The organism is Streptomyces sp. NPDC001270, from assembly GCF_042896695.1.
Lineage (GTDB): Bacteria > Actinomycetota > Actinomycetes > Streptomycetales > Streptomycetaceae > Streptomyces.
Map to the genome: position 1 here is coordinate 239303 of NZ_JBIAXM010000006.1, position 21489 is coordinate 260791.

General features: G+C 71.1%; 15 protein-coding genes, 1 tRNA gene and 1 pseudogene. 5 read left to right on the plus strand and 12 right to left on the minus strand.

What is annotated here, in order from left to right:
• Position 1: 1 nt before the first annotated feature.
• The 4 genes from ACFY2B_RS12945 to ACFY2B_RS12960 form a co-directional block, all read right to left on the minus strand.
• Complete coding sequence (locus ACFY2B_RS12945) at positions 2-1255, minus strand: ketosynthase chain-length factor (protein ID WP_390763177.1); 1254 nt, start codon at positions 1253-1255, stop codon at positions 2-4.
• Positions 1256-1268: 13 nt separating this feature from the next.
• Positions 1269-2528, minus strand: a complete 1260-nt coding sequence (locus tag ACFY2B_RS12950; RefSeq protein WP_390763178.1) for a beta-ketoacyl-[acyl-carrier-protein] synthase family protein — start codon at positions 2526-2528, stop codon at positions 1269-1271.
• Positions 2525-2995 (minus strand): cupin domain-containing protein, encoded by a 471-nt coding sequence (locus ACFY2B_RS12955; RefSeq protein WP_390763179.1) that lies wholly within the window; start codon positions 2993-2995, stop codon positions 2525-2527. The genes ACFY2B_RS12950 and ACFY2B_RS12955 overlap by 4 nt, the downstream gene beginning before the upstream one ends.
• Before the next feature lie 64 nt (positions 2996-3059).
• Positions 3060-4136 (minus strand): SchA/CurD-like domain-containing protein, encoded by a 1077-nt coding sequence (locus ACFY2B_RS12960; protein WP_390763180.1) that lies wholly within the window; start codon positions 4134-4136, stop codon positions 3060-3062.
• 266 nt (positions 4137-4402) lie between these two features.
• Here ACFY2B_RS12960 and ACFY2B_RS12965 point away from each other — a divergent pair, with 266 nt between their 5' ends.
• Positions 4403-6055 (plus strand): FAD-dependent oxidoreductase, encoded by a 1653-nt coding sequence (locus ACFY2B_RS12965; protein WP_390763181.1) that lies wholly within the window; start codon positions 4403-4405, stop codon positions 6053-6055.
• Between the two features lie 193 nt (positions 6056-6248).
• Here the strand turns inward: ACFY2B_RS12965 and fumC are convergent, their stop codons facing one another.
• The 4 genes from fumC to ACFY2B_RS12985 form a co-directional block, all read right to left on the minus strand.
• On the minus strand, positions 6249-7727 hold the full coding sequence (gene fumC, locus ACFY2B_RS12970; RefSeq protein ID WP_390763182.1) for a class II fumarate hydratase: 1479 nt from the start codon (positions 7725-7727) through the stop codon (positions 6249-6251).
• Positions 7727-9403, minus strand: a complete 1677-nt coding sequence (locus ACFY2B_RS12975) for an NAD-dependent malic enzyme (RefSeq protein WP_390763183.1) — start codon at positions 9401-9403, stop codon at positions 7727-7729. Before ACFY2B_RS12975 ends, fumC begins: the two co-directional genes overlap by 1 nt.
• A 251-nt stretch (positions 9404-9654) precedes the next feature.
• Positions 9655-10998 carry a carotenoid oxygenase family protein gene (locus ACFY2B_RS12980; protein ID WP_390763184.1) on the minus strand — a complete coding sequence of 448 codons (1344 nt, stop codon included), beginning with the start codon at positions 10996-10998 and terminating at the stop codon, positions 9655-9657.
• A 29-nt stretch (positions 10999-11027) separates the two neighbouring features.
• Positions 11028-11615: a hypothetical protein gene (locus ACFY2B_RS12985; protein ID WP_390763185.1), complete on the minus strand. Its 588-nt coding sequence runs from the start codon at positions 11613-11615 to the stop codon at positions 11028-11030.
• 178 nt (positions 11616-11793) lie between these two features.
• Between ACFY2B_RS12985 and ACFY2B_RS12990 the strand changes: the two genes are divergently transcribed.
• On the plus strand, positions 11794-12342 hold the full coding sequence (locus ACFY2B_RS12990; RefSeq protein ID WP_390763186.1) for a PadR family transcriptional regulator: 549 nt from the start codon (positions 11794-11796) through the stop codon (positions 12340-12342).
• Positions 12343-12580: 238 nt separating this feature from the next.
• On the opposite strand, the gene ACFY2B_RS12995 is transcribed toward ACFY2B_RS12990, so the two are convergent.
• Together ACFY2B_RS12995 and ACFY2B_RS13000 are read right to left on the minus strand one after the other, a co-directional pair.
• On the minus strand, positions 12581-13573 hold the full coding sequence (locus ACFY2B_RS12995; RefSeq protein ID WP_390763187.1) for an amidohydrolase family protein: 993 nt from the start codon (positions 13571-13573) through the stop codon (positions 12581-12583).
• Between the two features lie 140 nt (positions 13574-13713).
• A pseudogene (locus tag ACFY2B_RS13000) lies at positions 13714-15333 on the minus strand (FAD-dependent oxidoreductase); the annotation flags it as partial.
• Positions 15334-15608: 275 nt separating this feature from the next.
• On the opposite strand from ACFY2B_RS13000, the gene ACFY2B_RS13005 reads away from it, so the two are divergent.
• A complete protein-coding gene (locus ACFY2B_RS13005) occupies positions 15609-16877 on the plus strand; it encodes a cytochrome P450 (RefSeq protein WP_390763188.1) in 1269 nt (422 codons plus the stop codon).
• Positions 16878-16967: 90 nt separating this feature from the next.
• On the opposite strand, the gene ACFY2B_RS13010 is transcribed toward ACFY2B_RS13005, so the two are convergent.
• The gene (locus ACFY2B_RS13010; RefSeq protein ID WP_390763189.1) at positions 16968-18359 is read right to left on the minus strand and encodes a glutamate decarboxylase; all 1392 of its coding nucleotides are present in this window, start codon (positions 18357-18359) and stop codon (positions 16968-16970) included.
• Positions 18360-19225: 866 nt separating this feature from the next.
• Positions 19226-19299: transfer RNA gene (locus tag ACFY2B_RS13015), tRNA-Thr, on the minus strand.
• 227 nt (positions 19300-19526) lie between these two features.
• Here ACFY2B_RS13015 and ACFY2B_RS13020 point away from each other — a divergent pair.
• Together ACFY2B_RS13020 and ACFY2B_RS13025 are read left to right on the plus strand one after the other, a co-directional pair.
• Positions 19527-20663 carry an ABC transporter ATP-binding protein gene (locus tag ACFY2B_RS13020; RefSeq protein WP_390763190.1) on the plus strand — a complete coding sequence of 379 codons (1137 nt, stop codon included), beginning with the start codon at positions 19527-19529 and terminating at the stop codon, positions 20661-20663.
• Positions 20664-20882: 219 nt separating this feature from the next.
• The gene (locus tag ACFY2B_RS13025) at positions 20883-21341 is read left to right on the plus strand and encodes a hypothetical protein (RefSeq protein WP_390763191.1); all 459 of its coding nucleotides are present in this window, start codon (positions 20883-20885) and stop codon (positions 21339-21341) included.
• Positions 21342-21489 lie beyond the last annotated feature (148 nt).

Here is a 21489-nt window from a genome sequence, read left to right on the forward strand (position 1 = left end):
TTCAGACGCGTTCACCGGTGCCGCGCCGCAGCACCAGCGCCGAGTTCGACCCCATGAGTCCCCGGCTGAGGACCAGCGCCGTGCGCAGTTCGGTGTTGCGGGCCCGGCAGGTCACGAGGTCGAGGTCGTGGCAGACGTCGAAGACGTTGGGGGTGGGTGGGATCAGTCCGTGCTCCATCGCCAGCACCGCCGCCGCGGTGTCCAGCACCGGCGCCGCGCAGTAGCCCCGGCCGATGCCGGTCTTCGGCGCGGTGACCGGTACCCGCGCGGCGTGCGCGCCCAGGGCGTCGGCGATGGCCAGCGCCTCGGCGCGGTCCGCGGCCGGCACGCCCAGCGCGTCGGCGAAGACCACGTCGATCTCCTCCGGCGCGCACCCGGCCTCGTCCAGGGCGCCCCGGATCGCCTGGGCGAGCCCGGCCCGGGAATCCTCCCAGCGGGAGGCTCCGGTGAAGGTCGCCGCGTGCCCGGCGAGCAGGGCCCGCAACGGCGCCCCGCGCTCCAGGGCCGTACGCTCCGCCTCCACCACGACCATGGCACCGCCCTCGGCGGGCACGAACCCGCCGGCCTCGGCCGTGAACGGAAGGTAGGCGCGGAGCGGATCGTCCACGGTGCTCAGCTCCTGGTAGCCGAGCTGGCAGACCATCGAGTACGGGGCCAGTGGCGCCTCGGTCGACCCGGCGACGACCGCGTCAGTGCCGCGCTGCACCGCCCGCGCCGCATGGGCGAGGGCGTCGAGGCCGCCCGCCTCGTCGGCCGCGACCACCGAGCAGGGGCCCTTCAAGCCGCGACGGATGGAGATCTGGCCGGTGGAGGCGGCGTAGAACCAGGCGATGGACTGGTACGGGCCGACGAACCGGCTGCCCTTACCCCACAGTCGCTGCAGCTCCCGCTGGCCGAACTCACCGCCGCCGGAACCGGCCGCGGTGACCACGCCGATGGAGAACGGCGCGTCGGCGGTGTCGGCCTGGCCCAGCCGGGCGTCCTCCAGCGCGAGGTCGGCCGCGGCCATCGCGTAGTGCGTGAACCGGTCGGTCTGGACGAGGTAGCGCTCCTCGACCGCCGCCGCCGGGTCGAACGCGCGAACCTCGCCGGCCACCTTCAACGGCAGGTGCTCGCAGCCTTCGCGGGTGATCCGGTCGAGGACGCTGAGCCCCCGCTGGGTGGCCTTCCAGAAGGTGTCGGTGGTGGTTCCGTTGGGTGCGACGACACCGATTCCGGTGATGGCCGCGCGACGTTCGTGGGGTGGTGCGCTCATCGTGTGCTCTCCCTTACTCCCTGGGCCGGGTCAGGATCACCGCGGACTGGAAGCCGCCGAACCCGCTGCCCACGGAGAGCACGCTGCGCAGCGTGCGCTCGCGGGCGACACGGGGGACGTAGTCCAGGTCGCACTCGGGGTCCGGGGTCTCGTAGTTGGCGGTCGGCGGGACGACCTGGTTCGCCAGGGCCAGCACGCAGGCCACGACCTCGATCGCGCCGATCGCGCCGAGGGAGTGCCCCACCATGGACTTGATGGAACTCATGGGCGTCCGGTAAGCGTGCTGCCCCAGGGCCCGCTTCACGGCGGCCGTCTCGTGCCGGTCGTTCTGCCGGGTGCCGGAGCCGTGGGCGTTGACGTAGTCGATGGCCGTGGGGTCCAGCCGGGCGTGGTCGAGGGCGTCCTCGATGGCGCGGGCCATCTCCAGGCCCTCGCTGGTCAGTCCGGTCATGTGGTAGGCGTTGCCGTAGGTGGCGTAGCCGCTCAGTTCGCAGTAGACATGGGCGCCCCGGGCTCGCGCGTGTTCCAGTTCCTCCAGGACGAGCACCGCGCCGCCCTCGCCCATGACGAAGCCGTCACGGTTGTTGTCGAAGGGCCTGGAGGCGTGGGCCGGGTCGTCGTTGTTGGGGGACGTGGCCTTGATCGCGTCGAAGCACGCCATGGTGATCGGTGAGATCGGCGAGTCCGACGCACCGGCTATGCAGACGTCGGCCCGGCCTTCCTCGACGGTGTGGAAGGCGTACCCCACCGCGTCGAGTCCGGAGGTGCAGCCGGTCGAGACGGTCTGCACCGGACCCTGGGCGCCGAATCGCTCCGCCACCGCGGAGGCCAGCGTGCTCGGCGAGAACGCCCGGTGCAGCTGTGGCTGCGCCTCGCGGTGGTCCACGTCCCAGTGCTGCCCTCCGTGGCTGACCAGGACGTAGTCGTGTTCCAGGCGGGTGGTGCCGCCCACCGCGGTGCCCAGCGAGACGCCGACCCGCCAGGGGTTCTCCCTGGCCAGGTCGAGACCGGAGTCCCGGACCGCCTCGTCACCGGCGACCAGCGCGAACTGGATGTACCGGTCCGCCCGCTCGGCCTGTTCCGCGTCCAGCCCGTACGCCGCCGGATCGAAGTCGCACTCCGCGGCGATCCGGGACCTGAGCCCGGACGGGTCGAAGAACGTGATGCCGCGCGTCGCCGTGCGGCCGGCCGCGAGCAGGTCCCAGAACGCCCGGGTGCCGATGCCGCCCGGGGCGACGATGCCTATGCCGGTGACCGCCACCCGCCGGGTCATGAGGGAACCTTCCGTGGATCGGCCGCGTCGGCGGCGTCCGCCACAGCCGCCTCGGTGGTGACGGCCGCGGCACCGATCACCTCGGTCTCCTCCGTGTCGACGTGGCCCAGCTGCGGACGCGGCGCGAGCGGACCGAGGTGGAAGACGATCCGGGCCTCCACGTTGCCGACGTTGCGGAAGCGGTGGCGCATGTAGGCGGGGATCATCAGCCCCTGCTCCGGCCGCAACTGGTGCGCCTCGCCGTCCAGGTCCACCTCCAGCTCACCGCACAGGGCGTAGACGAACTCCTCGGAGTACGGGTGGTAGTGCTCACCGATGCGGTCGCCGGGCTGCACAATGGCCACGCCCATGAAACCGCTGGTGGAACCCACCGTGGCCGGGGTGAGCATGGCGCGCAGATCACCGCCGCGCCGGACGTTGGGCTCGACCTCGCTGAGGTCCACGATTCTCGGACGGGGTTTGATCACGACGTTCCTCCGTTGATGTGCTGCGGTGGGATGAGGGGCGTGTCCACCGGACCGGGCCGCCGGGTCAGGCGCCGGGCGAACGGCGGTCGGTGACCAGGGCCATGCGGACGGCCTCGCCGTCGAGGAGCGACTTCAGCTCGGCCGCGTGCGGCGACGGAGGTACCACGGGCTGGGTACCGGTCTCCTCGCGCAGGTCGAGCAGCCGCACCACGATGTCGTCGCGGTGGAAGATCGTGCTGCGCAGCACCGGGCTGGTCGGGTCCCCGGCGACCATCTCGTCGTACTGGGCGAGCAGCTCGGCCAGCCGCATCCCGCGGCCGGGCACCGACGGGTAGTACATCGCGCACCGCTCGCCCCAGGCCAGGCCGTCCGCCGTCACGTGGTGCACGGCCGGCAGCGCCGCCCTGGTGAAGAAGATCCGCGCCGACTCCTGGTCGTTCAGGTCCCGGTCCTGCTCCAGATAGGGGTTGATGGCCTCCTCGACCGCGCGCACCTCGGGCTGCCGGGCGACGTGCCGCAGTGCCGCGAGCAGGTCGCCGCGCACCTCGATGGCCCGCACCACCCGGTTGCCGTGCATGAACAGCGAGGTCCGGCACAGCCGCGTGGACTCGTCGACCTTCGCCTCGGGCGCGGCGTACTCCGCGAGCAGCTTCTGGACCTTCTCCTCGCTGCCCGGCCGGACCGTGAAGGTCAGCGCGTGCCGGATCAGCCCGTCACCGATCCGCGGCGAGGTCTGGAGCCGGCGCTGCGGCGACCGCTCGACGCCCACACCGGTCTCCCGCACGACGTGGAAGCGCAGCGACCGGGTGTCCCGGACACAGCCGTGCAGCGGCTTCACCATCTGCACGTGCTCCTCGCTGTTCACCCAGGCGAGGAAGGGCGGGGCGCTCTCCCACTCGCTCGTGATGAGCCATTGGGAGGGATTCTCGATGGACTGGCAGAGTTGGTCGCTGACGTGGCCGGGCACGGACGCAACCTGGTTGCACAGGTGCTCGTACGCCTTCAGGAACTGCTGCTGGGCTCCGTCGTACACGTCGACCAGCAGGACGACCCGCAGCCGCGAGCCGTCGAACACGGACTGGGAGACTTTCGACACCTGTCGGGTCAGCGCTTCTGAAACACGTTCAGAGGTAGTGGTCATCCTGCGTACATCTCCTTACGGGGCAGACTCGGGCGCCGGCCGCGGGTGACGCGACGTCAGCGTTCCTTGATCCTGTGCCGGTCCCCAGGAGTGCGCGACTCGTATGAACCACGCGGGTGATGGGCACCGTGAAGACACTCCGAGCGGCCCGCCCAGGGCTGTGAACCACGCGGGTGATTGAGACCGCCGAGGCACACCGAGCCGCCCGCAAAGGGCATGGAAAATCACAGGCGCCCCTCGGCGCACCTCTGCCTACGGAGGCTTCGATGCATCAAAAAGCCGACCACCGGATTCCCGTCCTCATCGTGGGCGGCTCTCTGGTGGGTCTGTCCATGTCCCTGTTCCTGGGCCGTCTCGGTGTGCGGCACATGCTGGTCGAGCGGCACTCCGGAACCTCGATCCATCCACGCGGACGGGGCAACAACGTACGGACGATGGAGCTGTTCCGGGTGGCCGGCATCGCGCCGGGCATCAAGGCCGCGGCCTCGCCGCTCGCCGGCAACCACGGCATCCTGCAAACCCCGACGCTGGTCGGCGACGCCGGCGAATGGCTGTTCAAACAGATCGACCCGGGCGGCGGACTCGCCCGGCTCAGCCCCACCGCGTGGTGCCTGTGCAGCCAGAACGACCTCGAACCGGTACTCCTGGAGAACGCCCGCGCACTCGGCGGCGACCTGCGCTACTCCCACCAGATGGAGTCCTTCGAGCAGGACGCCGAAGGGGTGACGGTCACCGTCAAGGACCGCTCCACCGACGAGCGGTACACCGTCCGGGCCGACTACCTGGTCGCGGCGGACGGCCCGCGCAGCCCGGTGCGCCACCGGCTCGGCATCGGACAGTCGGGCCCCGGCGACCTGTTCGCCAACGTCAGCGTCACCTTCCGCTCCAAACTGCTCGCCGACGTGGTCGGCGACCGGCACTTCATCTGCTGCTACCTCACCGACCCGGAGGCCGACGGCGCGCTGCTGCCGATCGACAACCGGGAACGCTGGGTCTTCCACGCACCGTGGCATCCGGAGCGGGGCGAGACGCTGGAGGAGTTCACCGAGGAACGCCTCCTCCGGCACATCCGGCGGGCCGTCGGCGTCCCCGACCTCGATGTGGAAATCACCGGAACAGCGCCGTGGCGCGCCGCCGAACGGGTCGCCGACGAGTTCGTGTCCGGCCGGGTGTTCCTCGCCGGCGACTCCGCCCACGAGATGTCGCCCACCGGGGCGTTCGGCTGCAACACCGGTATCCAGGACGCCCACAACCTGGCCTGGAAGCTGGCCGCGGTGCTGGCCGGCTGGGCGGGAGACGGCCTGTTGGAGACGTACGGCACCGAGCGCCACCCGGTGGCCCTGGCGACCAGCGCCCGTGCCTCCGCCCGCTCGGTCGAGCACAGCCACCCCGGCTTCGCGCCGCCCCCCGGCGTCGGCGGCGGCCGGCGCGGCGGCATCCTCAACGTCGTCCTCGGCTACCGCTACCCGCAGGGCGCCGTCGCCGGCGCCGACCCCGAGCAGCCGGTCGTCCCCGAGGAGCTGCGCCTGGCCGGACAGCCCGGCAGCCGCGCCCCGCACCTGTGGCTGCGCCGGGACGGCGAGCGGATCTCCACCATCGACCTGTACGAACGCTCCATGGTCCTGCTCACCGACGCCCCGGACGACGCGGGCTGGCACGCGGCGGCCCGCCGCATCGCCGAGCGGGACGGCGTACGGCTCGACGCCTACCGGATCGGGCCGGGCGCCGACGCGGACCTGACCTACGACACGGAGAGCGCCGCCGGACCGGTCGACTGGACGCGGCTGCACGGCACGACGGCCGACGGCGCCGTCCTGGTCCGCCCGGACGGATTCGTCGCCTGGCGCTCCACCGGTGCCGCACCGGATCCGGAGACGGAACTGCGCGCGGCCCTGACGGAGATCCTGCGCAGGGACTGAGCCGCCCCCGCACCGAGAGGGCCACCCGCGCCGGGAGACACGGGTGGCCTTCGCCGTTCAGGGGCGGCCGGGATCACCGGTCGGCTGAGGTCACCGGTCGGCCGGGGTCACGCCGCGCCGGCCCCCGGGCTCCGGCCCCGGGCGGGGGCGTACGCACAGGTCGTGCCCGGCCCCGAGCCCCGGCGCGGACACGTCAGGTGTGGTCCGCGCCGGGGCGATCCAGGCCCAGGTCGTGCCGGGGGCGGCCGACCATGGTCGCGGGGTCGACGATGCGGTCGAAGTCGGCGGCGGCGACCCCCAGGGCGAGGGCCGCCTCGCGCAGGGTGGTGCCCTCGTCGTCGGCCTTGTGCGCGATCGCGGACGCCTTGTCGTAGCCGATGGTGGGGCTGAGCGCGGTCACCAGCATCAGCGACCGGCCCACGTAGTCGTCGATCCTCGCCCGGTCGAGTTCGGTGCCCTCGACGCTGTAGCGGCGCAGCTTCTCGCAGGCGTCGGCGAGGATCCGGGCCGAGTGCAGGATGTTGTTGATGATGATCGGGCGCATGGCGTTCAGCTCGAAATTGCCCTGGGCGCCCGCGGCGGCGACGATCGCGTCCTCCCCGATGACCTGGAGGCAGACCATGACCATGGCCTCCTGCTGGGTGGGGTTGACCTTCCCGGGCATGATCGAGGAGCCGGGCTCGTTCGCGGGCAGCCTGAGTTCGTGCAGCCCGGCCCGCGGCCCGGAGGCCAGCCAGCGCATGTCGTTGGCGATCTTCATCAGGGCCACGGCCAGGCCGCGCAGCCCCGCGCCGACCGCCACCATCGCGTCCAGCGAACCCTGGGCCGCGTACTTGTTGGGGGCGGTCACGAACGGCCGCCCGGTCAGCTCGGCGATCTGCGCGGCGATCTGCTCACCGAACCCCTCGGGGGCGTTCAGACCGGTGCCCACCGCGGTGCCGCCCGCCGCGAGCCGGTGGACGGCGGGCAGGCTGTCGGCCGTCCGGGCGCGCGCGTCGCGCAGCTGGGCGACATAGCCGGACCACTCCTCGCCGACGGTGATCGGGGTGGCGTCCTGGAGGTGGGTACGGCCGGTCTTGACCACGTCCACCCAGGTCACGGCCTTGTCCTCGATCGCCTGGGTGAGCTGGTCGACGGTGCGCAGCAGATGGTCGGACACCTCGAGGACGGTCGCGATGTGCATCGCCGTGGGAAAGGTGTCGTTGGACGACTGGCCCATGTTGACGTGGTCGTTGGGGTGGACCGGCTGTTTGCTGCCCAGGGCGCCGCCGAGCAGCTGGCTGGCGCGGTTGCCGATCACCTCGTTGACGTTCATGTTCGACTGGGTGCCCGACCCGGTCTGCCACACGTACAGCGGGAACTCGCCGTCCAGCTCACCGGCGATGACCTCGTCCGCGGCCCGGACGATCGCGGCGGCGCGCTCCTCGTCCAGCCGGCCGGCCCGCCGGTTGACCAGGGCCGCCGCCTTCTTGACGTAGCCGTAGGCGTGGTAGACGGCCTTGGGCATGTGGTCGTCGCCGATGGAGAAGTGGATCAGGGAACGCTGGGTCTGCGCGCCCCAGTAGTGCTCCGCGGGGACGTCGATCTTGCCCATCGAGTCGGTCTCCACCCGGGTGCCGGTGGCGCCCGTGCCGATCGGCACGTCCCGTACGGCGGTCCGGTGCGCCGCCATCACACGACCTCCTCGGGATAGTCGGGCCGCCACATCGCGTCCTGCACCGCCTGGACGACGTCGTCGATGTCCGCCCGCGCGACGCCCTCGTCCAGCGCCTGGCGCACCACGGCGACCGCGACGGTGGCCGAGGAGGCCCGCAGGTTGGCCACCTCCGGGAGCAGGGAGGCGCCGGGTGTGCCGGTGTCGACGAGGCCGGCGACCGCCTCGGCCGCGGCGCGGATCATGCCCGGCGTGACGTGCGCGGCCCGCGCGACCACGGTGCCGAGGCCGAGGCCGGGGTAGACGAGCGCGTTGTTGGCCTGCCCGATCCGGTGGTCGACGCCCTGGTAGGGCACCGGATCCCACGGGGTCCCGGTGCCGATCAGCGCCCGGCCGTCGGTCCAGTGCACGAGGTCCGCCGGGTGCGCCTCGATCTTCTCGGTCGGGTTGGACAGCGGGAAGATCAGCGGCCGGTCGACGTGCGAGGCCATCTCCCGGATGATCGGCTCGGTGAAGGCACGGGGGGTGGTGGACGTCCCGATGAGGATGGTCGGCCGCGCCTCGGCCACCGTGGTGGCCAGGTTGATCCGGCCCCGGCCGTCCCGGCTGTAGTCCTTGGCCTCGACGGCCGGCCGGGCGTACGCGGTCTGGAAGTCGCGCAGCTCGGCCATGTCGTCCAGCAGCAGACCCTGCTGGTCGACCAGCCACACCTGCCGGACGGCCGCCTCCGGCCGGGCCCCGGCCCGGACCATCGCCTCGCGGATCTGGTCGGCGATGCCGACCCCGGCGGTGCCGGCGCCGAAGACGACCACGCGCTGCTCGGCCAGCGGCGTACCGGCCACCCGCACGCCCGCGAGGACGGCGGCGAGGGTGATCGCCCCGGTGCCCTGCATGTCGTCGTTGAAGATGCACGCCTTGTCGGCGTACTCCAGCAGGATGCGGCGCGCGTTGGACGGGCCGAAGTCCTCGAAGTGCAGGAGCGCCCGCGGGAACAGCCGCGAGGCGGTAGCGATGTAGGTGCCGATGAGCCGGTCGTAGGCGTCGCCGCGGGTGCGGGAGTGCCGCAGCCCGACATAGAGCGGGTCGGTGAGCAGGGCCTCGTTGTCCGTGCCGACGTCGAGCATGACGGGGACGACCCGGCCCGGGTCGATGCCGGCGGCGGCGGTGTAGACGGCCAGCTTGCCCTGGGAGATCCCCATGCCGTTGCTGCCCCAGTCGCCGATGCCCAGGATCTGCTCCGCGTCGGTGGCCACCAGCAGGTCGACGTCGTCGGCGCCGAGCCCGAGGTTGGCGAACGCCGTCTCCACCCCGTCCGGATCGTCCACCGAGAGGTACACCCCGCGCGGCCGCTGGTACTCGTGGCTGTAGCGCTCGATCGCCTGGCCCACCACGGGGTCGTACACGATGGGCAGCATCTCGGTCAGATGGTCGACGAGCAGCTTGTAGTAGAGCGTCTCGTTGCGGTCCCGCAGCGACTCCAGGAACGTGTTCTTCGCCAGCGGCGTCGGCTGGGAACTGAACTGTTCGTAGGCGCGCATCGCCTGCTGTTCCTCCGACAGCACCGCCGGCGGCACCAGACCGGAGATGCCGAGCTGGGTGCGCTGCTGCTCGGTGAACGCCGTGCCTCTGTTGCGGATCGGGTCCCGCAGAACGTCAGCTCCCGGAGATCTGTGGGTCGTCCTGACCGAACTCATGGCGGTCCGCCTTTCCGGAGGGATGGTTCTTCTCGTTCCCGAGGCGTTGTCCCGGCCCAGGACCCGCTGCTCCTCCCCTGGTCACAAGCACCGCGGACACACCGATATACGAATATCCTCATCCATTCGGCGCAATTTGTAATGTCGTGGCCGCGGCCCGCCCCCGCCCCGGGCCGCGGCCTCCCCGTCCCTCGCCCCCTGCCCCGCGGCCCCTGCTCCTCAGCGGCCCGCTCTCGGTGGCCCCCTCCTGCTCAGTGGCCGTCGGGCAACCAGTTGCCGTGGAAGCCCGCGGGTACCCGGCGGGGCAGGTGGACCGTGGCCGTGGGGGGTCCGCTCAGGTCGTCGGCGTCGAGGACGACGAGGTCGCTGCGGTCGGTCGCGGGGTCGTGGACGAAGGTCAGCAGCCAGCCGGGACCGCCGGCCCGGTCGTCGGCGGGGGCGAACGCCGCTTCGCCGGGAACCCGGCCGCCGTCGAACCGGTGGCTCGTGACGGTGCCCCGCTCAAGGTCGTAGCGGTGGATCGCGCCGCCGTGGGCGCCGGTGTGCGGGTCGCCGGTGGTGCTGACCTGGCCGAGCCTGGCGGGCAGACCGGCCAGCCGGTCGTCGACACGGGGGAACTCGCAGGCCCGGTCGTCCAGTTGCTCCTCGCGTACGGTCCCGAGGTCCAGGTCGACGGTCCAGCGCCACAGCGTCCCCGGGCCGGTGGTCGTGACACCGTCGCCGAGGGAGTCGTAGCGGACCACGTACAGCACCAGCCGTCGCCCGTCGGCCTCCTCGTGGGCGTTGAGCGTGTGGAACACGAAGCAGGTGTCGATCTCGAACCAGCGCACGGCACCGTACGGATCGTCCCGGCGCAGCACACCGAGGCGGGCGCCGTAGTCGGGGGTCCAGGTGTAGGGCATGCCCGGCCGGCCACTGGTCGCCACGGCCAGGTCGAACAGGATCGGCAGATCCATGAAGACCACATGGCCGCTGGTCAGGAAGAAGTCGTGCATCATCGTGTGCGCGCCGACGTCGACCGGCCGGCTGAGGACGAGTTCGCCGCCGGCGTCCGCGCGGTGGTAGGTCAGGTACGGCGCGTTCAGGCCCCCGTACCCGAAGAAGTGCAGCTCCCCCGTGGTGGGGCAGATCTTGGGGTGCGCGGTCATCGGGGTGCGCAGCCGGCCCTGGAAGTCGTAGGCCCCGACGGTGTCCAGCTCGTGGCCGGGTCGGCAGTCCAGTTCGTAGGGGTAGGACGACTCGACCAGGGCCAGGGTGCGCCCGGCGTGGCGGACCACGTGGGTGTTGGCCTTGCCCGCGGTGAGGTCGACGTTGCCGTGTTCGTCGTGCAGTCGCGCGCCGTGGGTGAAGGTGCTGGTGCGGACCCACCGGTTGCGGTAGGCCGTGGCACGGCCGCCCTCCAGCCGGACGCCGTGCACCATGCCGTCGCCCATGAACCAGTGTGCGGAGGCGGCCTCGCGGGGGTTGGGGCCGTTGCGCAGGTACCAGCCGGTCAGCTCCGGCGGGATGGTGCCGGTGACGGCCAGTTCGGTGACGGTGGCCTCGTCGGGTACGGGGGCGAAGTTGCCCAGCAGGTGCGGAGCGGTGGCGGTCATGTCGGATCCTCGGGTGGTGGCGGAGGGGGTCACTCGGCGGCGTGCGCCGCCGCTGCGGCCCGCGCGGTGTACCGGGCCTGCATGATCTTGGGGTAGCGGGCGGTGAACACGGCGCCCACCACGAATCCGGCGACCTGGGTGAGCGTGGTCGCCAGGGTGCCGCCGCCGGCGACGACGAGGAGCGCGACGGCGATGGCGGTGAGGGTGAAGCACAGCGCCCAGACCGTGGTGATGACGACGTTGACGCGCAGGAACTGCGGGGTGTCCCAGAACTCGCGCGGGGTGCCCTGCCTGGCGATGCCGAGGGTGAAGGGGTGGCGGGCGGCGAGGGTGCCCCAGGCGGTCAGCGCGAGCCAGCTGAAGGACGCCACTCCCGCGTAGTGCCGCAGCGACGATCCGGGGACGGCGAAGGCGAGCGCGGTCAGCAGGACGAAGTAGACGACGGTGCTGGTCTCCAGGACCAGCGCGTCCGCGGCCACGCCCGCCCTGCGCTGCTTGCCCAGCAGGTACACGCCGAGGATCAGCGCGGTCAGCGCGCCCCACTGCCAGCCGAACGAGGAGACGGCGGCAAAGGCGATCCACGGGATGAATCCGCGCAGGTAGCTCCGGAAGCTCATGACTGGGTCCTTCGGTCGGTGCGGCCTGACGTGTGAATGCCTCAGGTTCGACATGTCGAAACTAGAAGGGTCTCCATCGACCTGTCAATACTGGAAGGTGCAGGAGTGACATGTCGGGGCTAGAATGACCGCACTGACGTCGTGAAACTGTGCGAAACAAGAAGGTGGGGTGCCTGTCATGAGCCTCCGGCACGCTCTGCTCGGACTCCTGGTCGACCGCACGGCCAGCGGGTACGACTTGCTGAAGCTGTTCGACACGTCGTTGGCCAATGTCTGGCCCGCCACCCAGAGCCAGGTCTACGGCGAGCTGACCCGGCTGGCCGACGAGGGCCTGCTGGAGGTCGTCGGCCAGGGCCCGCGCGGACGCAAGGACTACGCGCTCACCGACACGGGGCTGACCGAGCTGCGCCGCTGGCTCGCCGATCCGTCCACCGAGCAGCCCCGGCGCAGCGACACACTGCTGCGGGTCTTCTTCATCGACGTACTCCCACCCGAACAGCGCCTGGAGTACCTGAACCACCTCGCGGACCTGGCCGCCGGCCAGCACGCCGAGCTGCGGAAGGTACGGGACACGGTGGACTGGACCGAGGAGGGCCGCCTCACCGCCAACGGCGCGCTCGCCCTCGAATTCGGCCTGCGCTTCACCGCGATGCAGGAGGAATGGGCACGCTGGGCGGCGGAACTCGTCTCCTCAAGGGACGACAGGACCGGGGAGCAGGGGACCTGAAGCCGCACTCGGTTCGGGCGGCCGGCGGCCGGAGCATGCGAAGAAGGGCCCTCCGCGCTCTCCGCGGAGGGCCCTTCTCACGTCCGCACAGGCTCTGACCTGGACACTCTCTGAACCCCGGCCACGACGCCCGCAAGCCCGCGGCACCCCGCACCCCGCCGCCTCGGACCCGACCGCCTCGGACCCGGCCTGCTCAGCCCTGACCGGCTCAGCCCTGACCGGCTCAGCCCTGACCGGCTCAGTCCCGTGCGAGCGCCGGTATCAGGCGCAGCGCGTTGTCCCGGTTGATGCCGCGGAGCTGGTGGCCGGCGATGGCCGGGTCGCTGTCCAGGGCCGGTGCCACGACGTCGGAGACGAGGTGGGCGGCGGTCGGCGGCCAGTCGGTGCCGAAGAGGATCCGGGCGGGGTCGACCGTGGCCATGAGGGTGGGGGTCGAGGACGGGGACATGGGGCCCGCCGTGTCGTAGTAGAAACGGTGCAGGTAGTCGCGTATCCGGGACGGTTCGATCTCGGGCGTGAGGTGGTCGCTGAGGAGTTCCAGGCGGGTGGCCATGTAGGGGAGGAAACCACCGCCGTGCGGCAGGACGAAGGTGAGGTCGGGGTAGCGGTCCAGGGTGCCGTTGAGGATGAGGTTGATCGCCGCGCGGGTCGTGTCCATGAGGAAGTCGCACATGAACGGCGGCAGGCCCGGCACGCCCGCCCCGTCACCGCCACCACCGGGTACGTCCATCGGGTGCGTGCTGATGACGGCGGAACGGTCGTTCAGCTCGCTGAGGAGGCGGTCGTGGGAGGGGTCGCCGAGATAGACACCGCCCGCGCTGGTGCGGGTGCTCACCCCGACGGCGCCGAGGTCGTCGAGGCCGTACTTCAGCGACCAGCTCGACAGGTCGGGGTCGTCGAGGAAGACCGGCGTGAAGAAGGTGAAGCGGGTGGGGTGGCTCGCGGCGACCTCCGCCGCCGCCTGAAGCGCGACCCGTGCGCTCTCCTCGCGCTTGCCGCGCTCCTGGATGCGGCCGAGCATGGCCACGGTCATGACGGTGGTGCGGATCCCCGTACGGTCCATGAGGGCGAGCGCGGAGTCGAGGTCCCAGCGTGTCCACCAGGGCATCCTGTCGCGCCGGACCAGGCCCTGCGCCTCGGCCCAGTCGAGCCAGGCGGGCGCGGTGAAGTGGTGGTGGACGTCCACACGGGAGGTACGGGCGTCGTCGACGGCCGGAGCAGTTGATATCACAGCGGGCTCTTCCTTCGTTCAGAAGCGGCGTTCAGCGTTCAGGGGGGATGCGTTCAGACGCGCCCGTCGGACGTCGTCGCCAGTGGCTCCTGCGCCGCGGCCGTCCGGCGCGGCTCGGCCACGGCGTTCGGTGCCGTCTCGCGGCGGAGCACCGTCATCAGCGCGTCCGTGAGGGCCCGTTCCGGGTCCGCCACGAGACCGGGCGACCGCCAGGCCACGAAGCCGTCGGGGCGGACCAGGACGGCACCGGACTCCGCCGTGCCGTGCAGCGCCGCCCAGTCGGCCCCGTCCTGGGGGACCAGGTCGTGCTCCGCGCCGACGACGTAGCCCTCCACCGGGATGCCCAGGCGCGCGGTGACACCGCGGGCCGCGGTGCGCCATGCCTCGCCTCCCGGGCCGGTGAGGACGACGAAGGACCGTTCGTAGAGGTCCAGGGTGGAGATCCGCCCGCCGTCCCGGGTGGTCACCCACAGGTGGGGGGCACGGCTCCCGGGAGCGCCGCCCAGCTGGAACTCGGCGGGCACGATCGCGGCGTCCGGGTCGGCGCCGACGACGGCGCCCGCCGGGTAGCGGTAGCACAGGGCCACCGTCAACGCGTCGGCCGGATCGTCCTTGCGCTTCTTCGGGGTGTAGCCGGGGTGCTCCTCCTCGCCCGCCTGGAACAGGGCGCGGGCGGTCGTCGCGAGCGCGACCGGCCGGCGTTCCGTCTGATACGTGTCGAGCAGCGCCGGTCCGGCCCAGCCGTGCAGTACGGCCGCGAGCTTCCAGGCGAGGTTGTGGGCGTCCTGGATGCCGGTGTTGGAGCCGAAGGCCCCGGTGGGGGGCATCTCGTGCGCCGAGTCACCGGCCAGGAAGACCCGGCTCTCGCCGTAGCTGTCGGCCACGCGGTCCGCCGCGTGCCAGGGGGCCTTGCCGGTGACCTCGACGTCGAGGTCGGGGACGCCCGCCGCGGCGCGGATGTGGGCGACGATGCGCGCGTCGGTGAAGTCGTCCAGCGTCTCGCCCCGGTCCGGGGCCCAGGGGGCGTGGAAGACCCACCGCTCCCGGTTGTCCACCGGCAGCAGGGCACCCTCGCCGGACGGATCGGTGATGTAGCAGACGACGAAGTGCCGGTCGCCGACGACGTCCTGAAGCTTCTTGCTGCGGAACGTGATGCTCACGTTGTGGAACAGCGGGCCCGGTCCCGTCTGGGTGATGCCCAGCCGCTCGCGCACCGGGCTGCGGGGCCCGTCGGCGGCCACGAGGTACTGGGCGTGCACGATGCGCGTCTCGCCGCTGTCGCGGTCCCGTACCTCCGCGTGCACCCCCTCGGCGTCCTGGGTGAAGGAGACCAGCTCGGTGTGGAAGCGGATGTCGCCGCCGAGGGAGCGGGCGTGGCTCAGCAGGACGGGCTCAAGGTCGTTCTGACTGCACAGGCACCAGCCGGCCGAGGTGATCTGCGACAGGGCCGGACCCGTGTCGATCGCCTGGACGATCCACCGGCGCTCGCCGCCGGAGAGCGTACTCACCTGGAGGACGCCGTCGTTCCCCGCCAGGGCGCCCGCCGCGGCGCGGATGTCCTGCTCGACGCCCGCGGTCCGGAACAGCTCCATGGTGCGCAGGTTGTTCCCACGGCCGCGCGGGTGGGTGGACGTCGCGGCGTGACGCTCGACGAGAAGGTGCTCGACGCCGAGGCGACCGAGAAAGACTGACGTGGACAGGCCCACCAAGGAGCCGCCTACCACCAGAACCGGTACGGATTCCACGGCTCGTCCGCTCATATCGGCTGATCCCCTAACGTCTTTCGCCATCGCCTGTGGTCATCGTCTGTGGTCCGGAGCCGACCGCCCCGAGACCGTGGAAAGCGGCGCCCCGGGATATCTCCGATCGGCATCAACTCTTCGCCCGCTCCACAGGCCCCGCACCTTCTGTTGCTCCGATCGCGACGCCGCGTTCCCGCCCCGCCCCGGACGGGCTCGCGACGCCGCGTACCTGCGTCGCCCCGGACGGGCTAAGGACGTTTGCTGGCGACCGCCCGCCGGGAACCGTCGAGGCCATGACGCGAACATCCCTGCAGACCGAACCCGGATCCGCGGACCCCGCTGCCGCCGCCTCCCGGTGCACACCCGACTTCCGCGCCAACCCGCACCCCGTGTACGCGGAGTTGCGGAAGACCGCCCCGGTGTGCCCGCTTCAGCCACCGCACGGCGTGGAGACGTATCTGATCACCCGTTACGACGACGCGCGCGCCGCGCTGGCCGACCCGCGGCTGAGCAAGGACATGTACGGCGCCCTCGACGCGTACCAACGCATCTTCGGCGACTCCTCCATCGCGCTCGACGACAACATGCTGTTCTCCGACCCGCCCAAGCACACCCGGCTCCGGCGGATCGTGCAGGGCACCTTCACCCCGCGCCGGGTGGAGTCGCTGCGCCCGCGTGTCCAGCAGGTCACCGAGGAACTGCTGGAGCGCTGCCCGACCGACGCGTCCGTCGACCTGCTCCCGAACTTCGCCTTCCCGCTGCCGCTCCAGGTCATCTGCGAACTCCTCGGCGTGCCGGAGAACGAGCGCGAGCGCGCCCACCAGTGGGCGGTGACCGTGGCGAAGACCGGATTCGGCCCGGAGGCGAAGAAGGCACTGGAGGAGGCCGAGGGGAAGCTGCGGGACCTCCTGGTCGACCTCGTGGCGCGCAAGCGCAGCACGCCCGGCGACGACCTGATGAGCGCGCTCATCGCGGCCCAGGACCAGGACGGCGCCCTGACGGACCACGAGCTGGTCTCGACGGCGTGGGTGCTGTTCTTCGCGGGTCACAAGACCACCGCGTACCTCATCGGCAACGCCGTGTACCACCTGCTCTCGAAGCCGGACCAGCGCCAGGCGGCCCTCGCGAGCCCCGAGTCCCTGAAGCCGGCCATCGAGGAACTGCTGCGGTACGAGGGGTCGGTGGAAAGCTCCACCTTCCGCCACGCCACCGAGGACATCCCGATGCGCGGTGTGGTGATCCCCAAGGGCGCCCTCGTCCAGATCGCCCTCACGGCCACGGGCCGCGACCCCGAGGCGTACGCCGAACCCGACCGGCTCGACGTCACGCGTACCGGGGCCCAGCCCCACCTGGCATTCGGGCACGGCCCCCACTACTGCGTCGGCGCGCCGCTGGCCCGCCTGGAGATGCACATCGCGCTCACCACGCTGTTCCGCCGCTATCCGGAGATCACGCTGGCCGTGCCCCCGCACGAGGCGCGCTGGCTGACCGTGCCCTTCCCGGCGTTCCGCGGCCTCGCCGAGCTGCCCGTGGTGCTCGATCCGCAGCGGATCGCCGACTGAACGCATCGCTGGATCCGCACTGCGCGCCGGCGACCACATCGCCGAACGCCTGGGGCCACCACCCCCGCCTGACAGTGCGGATGTGACGTGTCAGTGGTGGAAGCCGGAGTGCGCCTCGGCCGGCAGCGGCTGGTCGAATCGGTCGAGGTAGTGCACGCTGTCCTCGACATCCTTGAGCAGGGCGCGGGCCAGGTCCATGCTCAGCCCGTTCCGCACCACGATCCGCTGCACGGTCATGTCGGCCAGGTTGTCAGGCATGGGATAGGCAGGCACCAGCCAGCCCTCCTGACGCAGCCGGTCCGACAGGTCGTACAGCGTCCAGTTCTTGGTGTATCCCGAGGCGTGCCGCCAGGCGAACACAGGGATGTCGGACGCGTCGTTCCACAGCTCGAACGCGTCCATCGCACCGATGCGCTCGGCCAGGAACTTGGCCACGTCCTGTGATGCCTGCTGCACCCCGCGGTAGCCTTCGCGGCCGAGCCGGAGAAATTGGAAGTACTGCAAGAGGACCTGGGCCCCGGGACGGGAGAAGTTGAGGGCGAAGGTCGGCATGTCACCGCCCAGGTAGCTGACCTTGAAAACCAGGCTGTCGGGCAGCAGGTCCCGGCTCCGCCACACCACCCAGCCCATGCCGGGGTAGACCAGTCCGTACTTGTGGCCGGAAGTGTTGACAGAAGCGACCCGCGGCACCCGGAAGTCCCAGGCCAGGTCCGGCTGGAGGAACGGGGCGACCATCGCCCCTGAGGCACCGTCAACGTGGATGGGGACGTCCAGCCCGGTTTCCCGCTGGATCTCGTCGAGTGCGGCGTTGAGCTGCGCGACGGGCTCGTACATGCCGGTGTAAGTGACCCCGAGAATGGAGACCACGCCGATGGTGTTCTCGTCGACGTACGCCCGAAGGTTGAACCCGTCGAGGGTCTTGTGCTGCTCGCTGATGGGCACGAAGCGCGGTTCGACGTCCCAGTAGTTGCAGAACTTCTCCCACACCACCTGCACCGCCGAACTCATCACGAGGTTCGGACGGTCGGCGGACCTGCCCTGGGCACGACGCGATTCCTGCCAGCGCCGCTTGAGCGCGAGCCCGCCGAGCATGCATGCCTCGGACGAACCGACAGTGGAGCATCCGATGCTCGCGGCGGGGTCCGGCGCGTGCCACAGATCCGCGATGATCTTCCAGCAGCGCTCCTCGATGGCTGCGGTACTCGGGTACTCGTCCTTGTCGATCATGTTCTTGTCGAAGGTCTCGGCATACAGACGCCGGGCCTCGTCGTCCATCCAGGTGCCGACGAAGGTCGCAAGGTTCAACCTCGCGTTGCCGTCGAGCATCGCCTCGTCGTGGACGAGTTGGTACGCGGTCTCCGGCAGCATCGGCTGTTCGCCGAGCTGAAGCCGCGACCGGCTGCGAGCCTCGCCGGGACGCACGAACAGCGGGTTGACCACCAGGTCCTCAACGGTCCCGTCCACAGGGTGCCGATCCGACATGCTCTCCACCTCGATTTGCCTGACGCGGCAGCAGACGACGCAGGCTGTCCGGCCGGGGCAACCTTGCGGATCCACCTGCCGATCGTGCAGCGGCGCAGGTCCATCCGGCCCAGCCGGGCGTATTACCCCGTCGTGTCTTGGGGTCCTCTGGAGAGAGCTCTCCTAGCAGATTAAGGACATTCAGCACTGTTTCGCCTCTCGGGAGTGAGGCCGGCGAATGCCTCCTGACCAGGGCGAACCGAACGCCGCCTGCGCCGAACACCTCTTCCATGCAGGTGGGAGAGGGTGACCACGCCGACCAAAAACTGCCCTCATCCTGCTCGCCCGCTACCAGAACCCTGCCGCTCTCCGCCGCTACGGCCCCGCCCGACTCACTGCCTGACTGGTCCGCCGAGATGTCCGCCGCCCCGATGCCGTGGCCGACCCAGCCTTGCGGGCCGCACACGCCCAGCACACCGCCTGCCCGCCCACCCCGCGCCGGCCACCTCGCCTCAGCGGCCGGGCTGGTGCCCGTGGCCACGGACTCCGGACACCGCGCTGAAGGACACCAGCGCATTCCCGCCGCCCTCGCCCTCGCCCGCCGACGCATCGCCGCCCTCCGGGCCCCCTTGCGCGACAACCGCCCCTTCACGACCGTGCCACCGACCAAGGCAGTTGCCGTCGCAACCTTGACCAGGTCACAAGACTCCACTGACTTTGCGACCACAGGGGTCCGAGGAGCCCGGTGTTCCCACCGAGGACCCCGGGGAGATGGCCGCCTGGCGGCAGGTTCCCAGAGCGTTCCCAACCCGCACGAGAAAGGCCCTCCGCGATCTTCACGGAGGGCTTTCCCCTGCTCAGACAGGCTCTGGCCTGCTGCTTCCTTGAGCCCCCTGTCGGATTCGAACCGACGACCTTCGCTTTACAAGAGCGGCGCTCTGACCAGCTGAGCTAAGGAGGCGTGCGCGTGCGCACCACTACCGTGCGCGTGCGCGCCACAGCAGTGTACCCATCTCCCTGAGGCGCCCTGTCGAAAATTTCCGCGAAGTTCACACTCCCCCAGGTGCTGACAGATCAGGGAAACGCCAGGTACCGTCCTGACTCAGTTCACTCCGGTGGACTACACCATCCACCTTCCTACTCGGATCGTCCGGCACGTTCCTGCCGGTAGAAGGGGGCCTACGCGCCATGGCCACTGTCACGTTCGACAAGGCGACCCGGATCTACCCGGGTTCCGAGAAGCCCGCCGTCGACTCGCTGGAGATCGCGATCGAGGACGGCGAATTCCTCGTTCTGGTCGGTCCGTCCGGCTGCGGCAAGTCCACCTCCCTGCGCATGCTCGCCGGCCTGGAGGACGTCAACGGCGGCGCCATCCGCATCGGTGACCGCGACGTCACCCACCTGCCGCCGAAGGACCGGGACATCGCCATGGTGTTCCAGAACTACGCGCTCTACCCGCACATGACGGTCGCCGACAACATGGGCTTCGCGCTCAAGATCGCCGGCGTCAACAAGGCGGAGATCCGCAAGAAGGTCGAGGAGGCCGCGAAGATCCTCGACCTCACCGAGTACCTGGACCGCAAGCCGAAGGCGCTCTCCGGCGGTCAGCGCCAGCGTGTCGCCATGGGCCGCGCCATCGTGCGTGAGCCCCAGGTGTTCCTCATGGACGAGCCGCTGTCGAACCTCGACGCCAAGCTCCGCGTCTCCACCCGTACGCAGATCGCGTCCCTCCAGCGCCGTCTCGGCATCACCACCGTCTACGTCACCCACGACCAGGTCGAGGCCATGACGATGGGCGACCGGGTGGCCGTGCTCAAGGACGGTCTGCTCCAGCAGGTCGACTCGCCGCGGAACATGTACGACCGCCCGGCCAACCTGTTCGTCGCGGGCTTCATCGGCTCCCCCGCCATGAACCTGGTCGAGGTGCCGATCACCGACGGCGGCGTGAAGTTCGGCAACAGCGTCGTCCCGGTCAACCGCGAGGCGCTGAAGGCCGCTGCCGACAAGGGTGACAAGACGGTCACGGTCGGCGTCCGCCCCGAGCACTTCGACGTGGTCGAGCACAACGGCGGCGCCAGCGCGTCCCTGGCCAAGGACAGCGCGGACGCCCCGGCGGGCCTCGCGGTCTCGGTGAACGTGGTCGAGGAGACCGGCGCCGACGGCTACATCTACGGCACCGTCGAGGTCGGCAGCGAGCGGAAGGACCTCGTCGTCCGCGTCAGCAGCCGCTCCGTCCCGGAGAAGGGCGCGAAGGTGCACGTCGTGCCGCGGGCGGGCGAGACCCACGTGTTCTCGACCTCCACGGGCGAGCGCCTCTCCGACTGACGGTATCCGCCGGAACAATCCCCGGCAATTCACCCAGGTTGACGAAGAAGGGCCCCGCAGGTTGCCGCGGGGCCCTTCTCGCTGTCGTCAAATACCCCACCGAACACCCGCATTTCGAGCAGTGTGCGTCAACGCCCCACCCGGAAAATGCCTCTTCCCCATCCCCCGAAACGGTGACCAAATGTCGCCAAATCATTACCGGGCGCTACTCTCACACGCGTGAAGCACTCCACCACCCAACAGACGCGACGCGGTCACCGGGGCCCCGCCCGGCGTATCGGCCGCACCCTCGCCCTGGTCCTGCCCGTCGTCCTGGTGCTCTCCGGGACCCTCGCGGTCACCCGAGTCAACTGGTCGGGGAACCCCTCCAACTCGGTGCTCACCGCGTCGGACGTCGCCTCCGCGAGCGGCTCCCTGCGGGCCGTCCCACGCACCCCGCAGGACGTCCTGCGGGACCAGTTGATGGCCGAGTTGCAGGAGAAGAACCCGGGCACCGTCCTCACCCACCTCCAGCAGGCCGTCAACGGCCGCCCGTCGCTGGCCAGGCACTGCACCTCCATCGCCCGCTCCCTCGGCCAGGCGGCCGTCCGCATCTACGGCCCCTCACGCGCGCAGTCGTACGCGCGCCCCGTCTGCGACACCTCCTTCGCCTCGGGCGTGCTGACCGCGCACAGCTGAGCCGCGGCACCGGCCGGGGGGGGGGGGGGGGCGGGGCGGGGCGGGGCGGGGCGGGGGGGGGGGGGGGGGGGGGGGCGGGGGGCCGCGGGGGGGCGGGGGGAGGGCGCGAGAACGCGGGGGCCCGCCCCCCGCCGCCCGGGGCCGGGCG